Source organism: Streptomyces xiaopingdaonensis (assembly GCF_000262345.1).
GTDB lineage: Bacteria > Actinomycetota > Actinomycetes > Streptomycetales > Streptomycetaceae > Streptomyces > Streptomyces xiaopingdaonensis.
This window is the reverse complement of the sequence record NZ_AJTQ01000268.1, coordinates 1-8393: the sequence shown is the minus strand read 5'-3', so window position 1 is coordinate 8393 and position 8393 is coordinate 1. Positions and strand designations below refer to the sequence as shown.

Sequence of the window (8393 nt, the reverse complement as noted above, 5' to 3'; positions counted from 1 at the left end):
GGCGGGTGAGCCGCACCGGCCGCGGCTCAGCCCGCCGAGACCTCTTCCTCGCCCTTCGCCAGCTCCCGCTTGAGCACCTTGCCCATGTCGTTCCGCGGGAGCGCGGAGAGGAAGCGCACCTCGCGCGGCCGCTTGTGCGGCGCCAACTGCTCCGCGACGAGCGCCACCAACTCCGTCCCGGCCGGCGGCGCTTCCGCGTCCGCCGGCACGATCCAGGCGACGACCCGCTCACCCAGGTCGGCGTCGGGCTCGCCCGTCACGGCGGCCTCGGCGACGCCCTCGTGCGAGAGGAGGACGTTCTCGATCTCGCCCGCGCCGATCTTGTAGCCACCGCTCTTGATCAGGTCGGTCGCCTTCCTGCCGACGAGGCGCACGCAGCCGTCGGCGTCGCGCGTCGCCATGTCGCCGGTGCGGAACCAGCCGCCGTCGAAGGCATCGGCCGTCGCGTCGGGCCGGTTGAGGTACTCGGTGAAGAGGTTCGGACCGCGTACCTGCACCTCCCCGACGAGCTCCGGGTCCTCGGGCAGCCGCTCGCCCGCCTCGTCGACGAGCCGGAGGTCCACGTCGCGCAGCGGAGGCCCGACGGTCCCGGGGCGCGGCTCCCCGTCGGCGCGGACGCTGGTGTTCATCAGCGTCTCCGTCATTCCGTACCGCTCGACGACGCCCCTTCCCGTCGCCTCCGCGATCCGCCGGTGGTCGGTGAGCGGCAGCGGCGCCGAGCCGGAGACGAGCAGGCGCGCCCCCGCGAGCGCCGACGCCGACTCGCGGTCCTCGGCGCAGGCTTCGGCGAGCCTGTGGTACATCGTGGGGACGCCGAAGAGCATGGTGCCGCCCTCGCGGAGCGCCTCCGCGACCGCCTCGGTGGTGAAGGCGCCGAGGTGGCGCAGCGTGCCGCCGAGCCGGAGCGGGCCGAGCACGCCGAGGATCAGGCCGTGGACGTGGAAGAGCGGCAGCGCGTGGACGAGCACGTCCGCGTCGCTCCAGGCCCAGGCGTCGGCGAGCGCGTCGAGGCTGGAGGCGACGGCCCTGCGGGAGAGGACGACGCCCTTGGGCGGGCCCGTCGTCCCCGAGGTGTACACGATGAGCGCCGCGCTCTCGGCCGGCGGCTCGTGCGGCGGACTCCACGCGGCGCCGCCTTCGTCGGGCTCCGCCTCGTCGAGGTGGACGTCGACGCGGGGGAGCCCGGCGAGCGGCTCGGGGAGCTCGTCGTCGGGCGCGGCGAGCACGGCGGCGGGGACGCTGTCGGCGACGACGTGCGCCAGCTCACGCTCCCCGCCGCGCGGGTTGACCGGTACGGCGGGCACCCCGGCGAGCAGCGCCGCCACGGTGCCGACGGAGGCGTGCAGGCTCGGCGTCGCCCACACGGCCACCCGCGAGGCCCCGTCGATCTGCGCCGCGATCCGGCCCGCAGCGGCGGCGAGTTGCTCGTAGCTGAAGGAGCGGTCGGGAAAGCGGAGGGCGGTGTGCGAGGACGCCGCGTACACCGCGGGCAGCAGCGAAGGGGACAACGGGCCTCCTGGCCGGAATGGGGTGCGTGGCCTCGTCGGCCTCGCACGGCGATCGGCGGACGCAGGCAGCATCTCATTCGCGTTCTCCCACGGATGCGGGCAAGGTATTGCTGTGTGCCGGCCGTTGGCGGGGCGCACCCCGGGAGTGCGCGGAGACGCCGGAGCCGAGGTTGCGGAAGGTGCGCAGCGACCTGGTCGGTGCGGAGAAACGCCCCGGTGGACCGAGCACTGCACGGGGCGTTGCGCCTGCGCTCTTCGGTGCCCGCGGGTTTCCGGGTGGTTGCTCAGCGGTTGCCGGCCCGCTCCGGCTCACAGCCGTCGGTCAGCGGTGCGCCGAACCACTGGTGAAGCGCGGCTCGCAGACCGCTGACGTCGTCCGGTCCGTGTCCGGTCCACGCCGTGTGGCAGTCGGGCCGCAGCAGCAGACCGGTCGCGCTCGTGCCCTCCGTCCTGCCGTGCACGACATCGACCCGGTCGAGCCAGGGCTTCGCGGCCTCGGCGAAGTCGCCGCGCGGATCCAGCAACAAGGGCCGGGCACCGGTCGTCAAGTCGGCCAGCCGGCGGGGGCCCGCGCCGGTGTGGATCACGAGATCGGGCGCGAAGCCCTCGGTGGTTCCGGCGAGCAGGTGGGCGATGCGTTCGGTGCCGCCGGGAGAAGCGAGCAGCTCCTCGAAGACGGTCCGCAGGGCGGTGACTTCCGGCCCGGGGCGCATCAGCGCCGACTGGGACAGAGTCGAGGCGACAACGCGTTCCGCGACAGGTCGGCGTTCCTCGTCGTAGGTGTCGAGCAGAGCATCGGGGGCCTGCCCTCGCACCGTGGCGGCCAGCTTCCAACCGAGGTTGACCGCGTCCTGCAGGCCGAGGTTGAGTCCCGGACCGCCGATCGCCGAGTGCACGTGGGCCGCGTCGCCGAGAAGCAGTACCCGCCTGTCCCGATAGCGCTCTGCGAGCCGGGTGTTGCCGCCGACGAGTCGTCGGAGCAGGTGCGGTCCCTCTCCCCGCGGAGGACCCAGCGGGACGGGTACGCCCAGCACGCGCTCGGCGCTCGCCATCATCTCTTCGAAGGTCATCGGCGCGGTGCTCTCGTCCTGCGTACCGACTTCGGTGGTGTTGAGGACAGGCGCTCGGCCGGGCAGCAGGCCCCAGGTGATCGTGCCGCGCTCCGTGCGCACGTACAGCAGGGCCGGCAGGCTCCCGTAGCCGGGAACGCGCAAGTCGCCTTCGGGGCCCAGGTGTTCGTCCGCCACCGACACGTTCGCGGAGCGGGTGACGAAGTCGTCGGTGGTGACTCCGGGGAAGCCGATGCCGGACAGACGCCGCACCGTGCTGTGTCCTCCATCAGCCCCTACCAAGTAGCGGGCGGTGACGCTCTCACCGTCGGCGAGCGTTATCCGGACGAGGTCGGCGTCCTGCCGTACATCGGTGACCTCCTGTCCTCTGCGGAGGTCGACGCCGAGTTCCACGGCGCGTTCGGCGAGGACCTTCTCGATCTGCGCCTGCGGTGCCGGGAGCACGCTCACGGGGTTGTGAGGGAGGCCTGTGAGATCCAGCGTGAAGGCGCCGAACATGTAACGGGGCGCGGGCCGGGGCGGTGCGCCGGACCCGCTGATGCGGGCGTAGAGGCCGCGTCGGTCGAGCATGCGCACCACCTGACCGACCAGACCGTTTGCCCGGGGCTCGGTCCTCGGGCCGGTGAGACGTTCCAACACGACGGGACGCACCCCGGCCAGTGCCAGCTCGCAGGCGAGCATCAAGCCGTTCGGACCGCCACCGACGATGACCACACTCAGCATGGCGATTCTCCTCTTCGAGGCAGGGAGGGATGGAGGCCGCGAGCGGCGGCCTCTGTTCGGAGTGGGAAGAAGGGCCTACGGAGTGGGGAGTCCGGTGGCCACCATGCGCAGAGCCCGGGGGAGCAGGCTCTCCATCGGCTCGGTCTGTCCGGCTTCGACGGACAGTTCGAGGGCGACGTTGTTGGCGGCCATCACGCTCGCGGCCACCAGGCGGGAGTAGAGATCGAACTCCGGGTCCCTGCCCGTGCGGTCGGCGATGGCCGCGGCGAGCTCCTTTTCCGCGATCTTGTTCGCCCGCAGCAGCTCGGCCTGCAGCGCGGGTTCGGCCCACATCGCCTGCCTGCCGGCCGGCCACTCGTCGGGCTGCTGCGGCGGCATGTGCTCCACCTCGGGGCCGGGCTCGAGCTGCCGCAGCGAGGCACGTGTGATCGCCTCCCACAAGGGTTCATCGGGCGGTCCGTCACGCACTTCGGCCGCGAGCCGCAAGGAGCGCTCGAGGTGACGGAACGCGATCGCTTCGGCCTTGCTGGAGAAGTAGTTGTTGTAGGTGCGCGGGGAGACGCCGACCGCTGCGGCGATGTCTTCGACCTTGACCGCGCTGAACCCGCGCTCGACGGTGAGCCGGACCGCGGCCCAGCTCAACGCCGTGCGTGTGGCTGCCTTCTTCTGTTCTCGAAGACCACTCATGCCGTACACGTTAGCAGAACTTGCGTGGTACGCAAACATGCGTACCACGCAAGTTCCGAGTGGGGATGGTGCCGGCTTGGACTTGATGAGGCGGTTGCCGCCGGTGTCCTCCGCGTCCACCTGCCCTTCGAACCCGCGGAAAGGGCGGTGCGCGGGCGGCGGTCCGGTGCCCCGGTGCAGGCAACTCCCTTGGTGCGGTACAGCGTTCGGCGTCCGGGCGCGCGTGGGTGCGCGATGTGCGCTGGGCGCGTCCGGCGCGGTGGGAGTTGTCGTACGTGCCAATCGGGTCTGCTGCCGGTGCGTTGGCATGCGGACCCGGCAATCGGACGGAGCCGAAAGCGAGTTCGGCGCTCCCGTCAGTCCGTCCGCACCTCGCTGCGGTCGCCGGACCAGAGCGTGTGGAAGGTGCCGGGCCGGTCCGTGCGGTGGTAGGTGTGGGAGCCGAAGTAGTCGCGGAGCCCCTGGAGGAGGGCGGCGGGGAGCCGGCTCGTGCGTACCGAGTCGTAGTACGCGAGCGCGCCCGTGAGGCCGGGCGCTGCGACGCCGCGGCGCCCGGCCGTGGCGGCCACCGCGCGCCAGTCGAGCTCGGCGGTGCCCAGCTCGGAGGCGAAGCCGCGGTCGGCGAGGAGCGTGGGCAGCCCGTCCGGGCCGGCTTCCGCGTACGCCGCGCGGATGCGGTCGAGGAAGCGGGCGCGGATGATGCACCCCGCCCGCCAGATCGCGGCGACGGCCCCCGGGTCGACCGACCACCCGTACGCCGCGCTGCCCGCCTGGATCATGCTCCAACCCTGCGCGTACGAGACCACCTTGGCCGCGTAGAGGGCCTGCTCGACCTGGTCGGCGAAGCGCTCGGCGTCGCGTCCCTCCAGCTCGGGACCTGCCGGTCCGGGCAGGCCGGCGGCGGCCTCGCGCAGCGGGGTGTCGCCGGAGAGCGAGCGTGCGAAGACCGCGTCGGCGATCTGCGGTACGGGGACGCCGAGTTCGAGCGCTGTCTGCACCGTCCAGCGCCCCGTGCCCTTCTGTTCGGCGCGGTCGGCGACGACGTCGACGAACGGCCGGCCCGTCGCCGCGTCCGTGTGGGCGAGTACCTGTGCCGCGATCTCGATCAGGTACGACTCCAGCCGCCCCGAGTTCCAGGTGCGGAAGACTTCGGCGACCTGCCGCGGCGCGAACCCGCCGACCTCGCGCAGCAGCCGCGCCGCCTCCGAGATGAGCTGCATGTCGGCGTACTCGATGCCGTTGTGGACCATCTTCACGAAGTGCCCGGCGCCGTCGGGGCCCACGTGCGTGGTGCACGGCGAACCGTCCGGCGCCCGCGCCGCGATCCGCTCCAGCATCGGCCCGAGCGCCGCGTACGCCTCCGCCGAGCCGCCCGGCATGATGCTCGGCCCGTGCAGGGCGCCCTCCTCGCCTCCGGAGACGCCGGTGCCGACGAAGTGCAGCCCGCGCTCGCGGAGTTCGGCCTCGCGGCGCCTCGTCTCCTCGAAGTGTGCGTTGCCTCCGTCGATCAGGATGTCCCCCTCGTCGAGCAGCGGTGCGAACTCCGCGAGCACCGCGTCGGTCGGTCCGCCCGCCCTGACCATCACCAGCAGCCGGCGGGGGCGCTCCAGCGCGGCGACGAGCTCCTGCGGGTTCTTCGTGGCGACGAACGCGCCCTCGCTGCCGTACTCCTCGACGAACTCGGTGGTGCGGGCCGTGGTCCTGTTGTGGACGGCGACGGTGTACCCGTTGCGCGCGAAGTTCCGGGCGAGGTTGCGTCCCATGACGGCCAATCCGGTGACGCCGATCTGGGCCGAAGCGTTCATTGCTGCTCTCCTGGGCGGACGGTGCTCCGGGCGGTCCCGGACGGGCGGTCGCGGTGCTGGTCGATGGTCTCGCGCCCGGCGGCGATCCGGGAGCAGGCGGGGCCGCGGCGCCGTGCCCGTGCGTCGGGGCGCGCGGCACCGCGGCAGCCCGCTGTGCCCGGTGCAACCGCCAACTCTCCCCGGCTCGGGCCCGGTCGCGCTCCGCTGCTGCGGCCTCTTGCCGCAACGGCTCGGTGTGCGCCGTCACTTGGCGTCCGCATAGCACTCGACGACCGCGACGGTGAACGGAAAGGCGACCGGCACGTCACCGAAGGCCGCGCCCGCCGCCGTGCGTCCGGCCTCCTGTACCGCAGCGGCGACCTGCGCCGCCTCGTCGGCCGGGCAGTGCACGATCACCTCGTCGTGCTGGAAGAAGACGAGCTCGGCAGCGAGCCCGAAGAGGCTGCGGCGCAGCGCGGCGAGCATCAGCACGGCCCAGTCGGCGGCGCTTCCCTGGACGACGAAGTTGCGGGTGAACCTGCCGCGCGCCCGCGCATCCGGGGTGGCGCCGGGGCGCGGGGGTGCCTCGCCGTCCCACGCTTCCTCCGCTCCCTCCGCGCCCGGTGGGCAGGTCCGTCCGAGGCGCGTACGGACCAGCCCGCCCTCCTCGCCCGAGTGCGCCGCCTCGTCGACGTACGCGACGGCCCTGGGGAACCTCCGGCGCAGCGCTGCCAGATGCCGCAGCCCGTCGCCGCTGGTCTGCCCGTAGACGGCGCCGAGCAGGGCGAGCTTCGCGCGGGCGCGGTCGCCGGCGAAGGCGTGCTCGGAGAGGGTGGTGTACAGGTCGCGGTCGTCCGCGGACACCGCCATCAGACCCGGATCGCGCGAGACCGCGGCGAGGACCCGCGGCTCCAACTGGTCGGCGTCGGCGACCACGAGCCGCCACCCCGGCTCTGCGACGACGGCGCGGCGGACCGTGCGGGGGATCTGCAGCGCGCCTCCGCCGTTGGTCGTCCAGCGGCCCGACGCGGCCCCGCTCGGCACGAAGTGAGGTCTGAAGCGCCCCTCGTGCACCCAGTGCCGCAGCCAGGACCAGCCGTGCGCCGTGTAGAGGCGGTAGAGCTTCTTGTACTCCAACAGCGGGGCCACCGCCGGGTGTTGTACCTCGCGGAGCTCCCAGGCCCGGGTCGAGCCGAGCTTGACGCCCTGGCGGGCGAAGGCGGAGAGCACCTCGGCCGGCAGGTCGGGGCGGACGTGTGCGCCGAAGGCGCGCGAGACCTCCTCCTCCAACTCGACGAGCCTGCGCGGCAGCCCGCTCCCGCCGTACCGCTCGCCGAGCAGCTCCGCGAGGAGCCGGCGGTGGACGTCGGCGCGCCACGGCACCCCGGCGGCGCCCATCTCGCCGGCGACGAGCCGGCCGGCCGACTCCCCGGCGAGGAGCAACCGCATCCGCTCGGGGTGCTCCGCCGCCTCCGTGCGGACGAGTTGTGCCGCGTACACCTCCCGCAACGCCTCCAGCGGGTCGACGGCCTCGGGCAGCGGCGCCGGGAGCGTGTCGAAGAGGGAGGGCTGGACCTCCGGGTCGGTCGAGGGCGGCTGCGGGTCGGGAGGGACGGCGAGCCGGTGGAGGCGCGCGTAGGCGGCGGGGAGCGAGTACGGGGTGCCGGCCGCGCCCTCGTGGCCGAGGAGCAGGGCCTCGGCCGCCTCCACGTCGTAGCACCGCTCGACGTGCACGCCGGCTGCGAGCAGGTGGGGCTGGACCTCGGCCGTCGAGCGCCAGACCCACCGGGCCACGTGCGGCCGCGCCCGCACGGCTGCCGCGGCGTCGGGCGCGCGGACGACGGGCCCCGCCCGCCGGCCCGCGCCGTCGAGCGCGCAGCTCAGGAAGCCTCCGTCGGCGGCCTCGGCCAGCGCCCACCGGCCGCCCGGGTCTCCGCCTGCTGCATCCGTCATGCGCGCGAGTCTTCCACCCGGGACCGACATCGCCGCGGTGTGTGCCGGGGGCGGTGCGTGGCCGCCCGTACACGGGGAAGTCGCCCGGTGTGCCCCCGCCGGCGCAGGAGCCCGACGAGGGGGGCACCAACGTCGACGAAAGGAGCAGCCGTGATCACCGGAATCATCTCGGCGATCGTCGTGGGCGCGGTGATCGGCGCCCTCGGTCGGCTCGTCCTGCCAGGTCGTCAGCGCATCGGAACCCTGGCGACGGTCCTCGTGGGCGTCGTCGCGGCGCTCGTGGGCACCGCACTCGCGAAGGGGGTCGGGGTCGCCGACACCAAAGGATTCGACTGGATCGAGCTGATCATCCAGGTGGCGCTCGCCGCCGTCGGTGTGGCCGCGCTCGCCCGGCCGCGCAGCCGCCGCTGAGCGCGCGCCTCGCGCCGGAGCGGTCAACTTCACGCCCCCGGGGTGCGCTCCGTAGGAGCCGGGTACACCCTGGAGTCATGACCCCTCCGGTAGTCGTGCACCCACCGTCGTCCTCCGGCGGGCGACGCGTGACGGCCCACGCGGAGATCCTCGGCCTGGCGCACAGCCGGGAGGACGTCGTGGAGTTCCTGCGGCGCGCGGGGCTGCCCCCTGAGCACATCAAGCTCGACGACGAGAACCTCATCGAGTGGCGGGGC

General features: G+C 73.6%; 7 protein-coding genes. 2 read left to right on the top strand and 5 right to left on the bottom strand.

What is annotated here, in order from left to right; genetic code table 11:
* Nucleotides 1-26: 26 nt before the first annotated feature.
* The 5 genes from UWG_RS0121605 to UWG_RS0121580 form a co-directional block, all read right to left on the bottom strand.
* Nucleotides 27-1508, bottom strand: a complete 1482-nt coding sequence (locus tag UWG_RS0121605; protein ID WP_016909289.1) for an acyl-CoA synthetase — start codon at nucleotides 1506-1508, stop codon at nucleotides 27-29.
* Between the two features lie 284 nt (nucleotides 1509-1792).
* Nucleotides 1793-3301 (bottom strand): FAD-dependent monooxygenase, encoded by a 1509-nt coding sequence (locus UWG_RS30685; RefSeq protein WP_016909288.1) that lies wholly within the window; start codon nucleotides 3299-3301, stop codon nucleotides 1793-1795.
* 75 nt (nucleotides 3302-3376) lie between these two features.
* Complete coding sequence (locus UWG_RS0121590) at nucleotides 3377-3988, bottom strand: acyl-CoA-like ligand-binding transcription factor (RefSeq protein ID WP_029391652.1); 612 nt, start codon at nucleotides 3986-3988, stop codon at nucleotides 3377-3379.
* Between the two features lie 356 nt (nucleotides 3989-4344).
* Nucleotides 4345-5793, bottom strand: coding sequence for an NADP-dependent phosphogluconate dehydrogenase (gene gndA, locus UWG_RS0121585; RefSeq protein WP_016909286.1), 1449 nt, complete (start codon nucleotides 5791-5793; stop codon nucleotides 4345-4347).
* 243 nt (nucleotides 5794-6036) lie between these two features.
* A complete protein-coding gene (locus UWG_RS0121580; RefSeq protein ID WP_016909285.1) occupies nucleotides 6037-7725 on the bottom strand; it encodes a bifunctional 3'-5' exonuclease/DNA polymerase in 1689 nt (562 codons plus the stop codon).
* A gap of 150 nt (nucleotides 7726-7875) precedes the next feature.
* Between UWG_RS0121580 and UWG_RS0121575 the strand changes: the two genes are divergently transcribed.
* Both UWG_RS0121575 and UWG_RS30680 read left to right on the top strand, forming a co-directional pair.
* Nucleotides 7876-8136: a GlsB/YeaQ/YmgE family stress response membrane protein gene (locus UWG_RS0121575; protein WP_016909284.1), complete on the top strand. Its 261-nt coding sequence runs from the start codon at nucleotides 7876-7878 to the stop codon at nucleotides 8134-8136.
* Between the two features lie 77 nt (nucleotides 8137-8213).
* Nucleotides 8214-8393: hypothetical protein (locus UWG_RS30680; RefSeq protein WP_033196289.1), on the top strand; the 180-nt coding region annotated here is incomplete at its 3' end.

What these genes read in the sequence shown, in the direction of transcription:
- UWG_RS0121580 (WP_016909285.1), bottom strand. Translation starts at nt 7,725, where the DNA reads ATGACGGATGCAGCAGGCGGAGACCCGGGCGGCCGGTGGGCGCTGGCC.
- UWG_RS30685 (WP_016909288.1), bottom strand. Translation starts at nt 3,301, where the DNA reads ATGCTGAGTGTGGTCATCGTCGGTGGCGGTCCGAACGGCTTGATGCTC.
- UWG_RS0121590 (WP_029391652.1), bottom strand. Translation starts at nt 3,988, where the DNA reads ATGAGTGGTCTTCGAGAACAGAAGAAGGCAGCCACACGCACGGCGTTG.
- gndA (WP_016909286.1), bottom strand. Translation starts at nt 5,793, where the DNA reads ATGAACGCTTCGGCCCAGATCGGCGTCACCGGATTGGCCGTCATGGGA.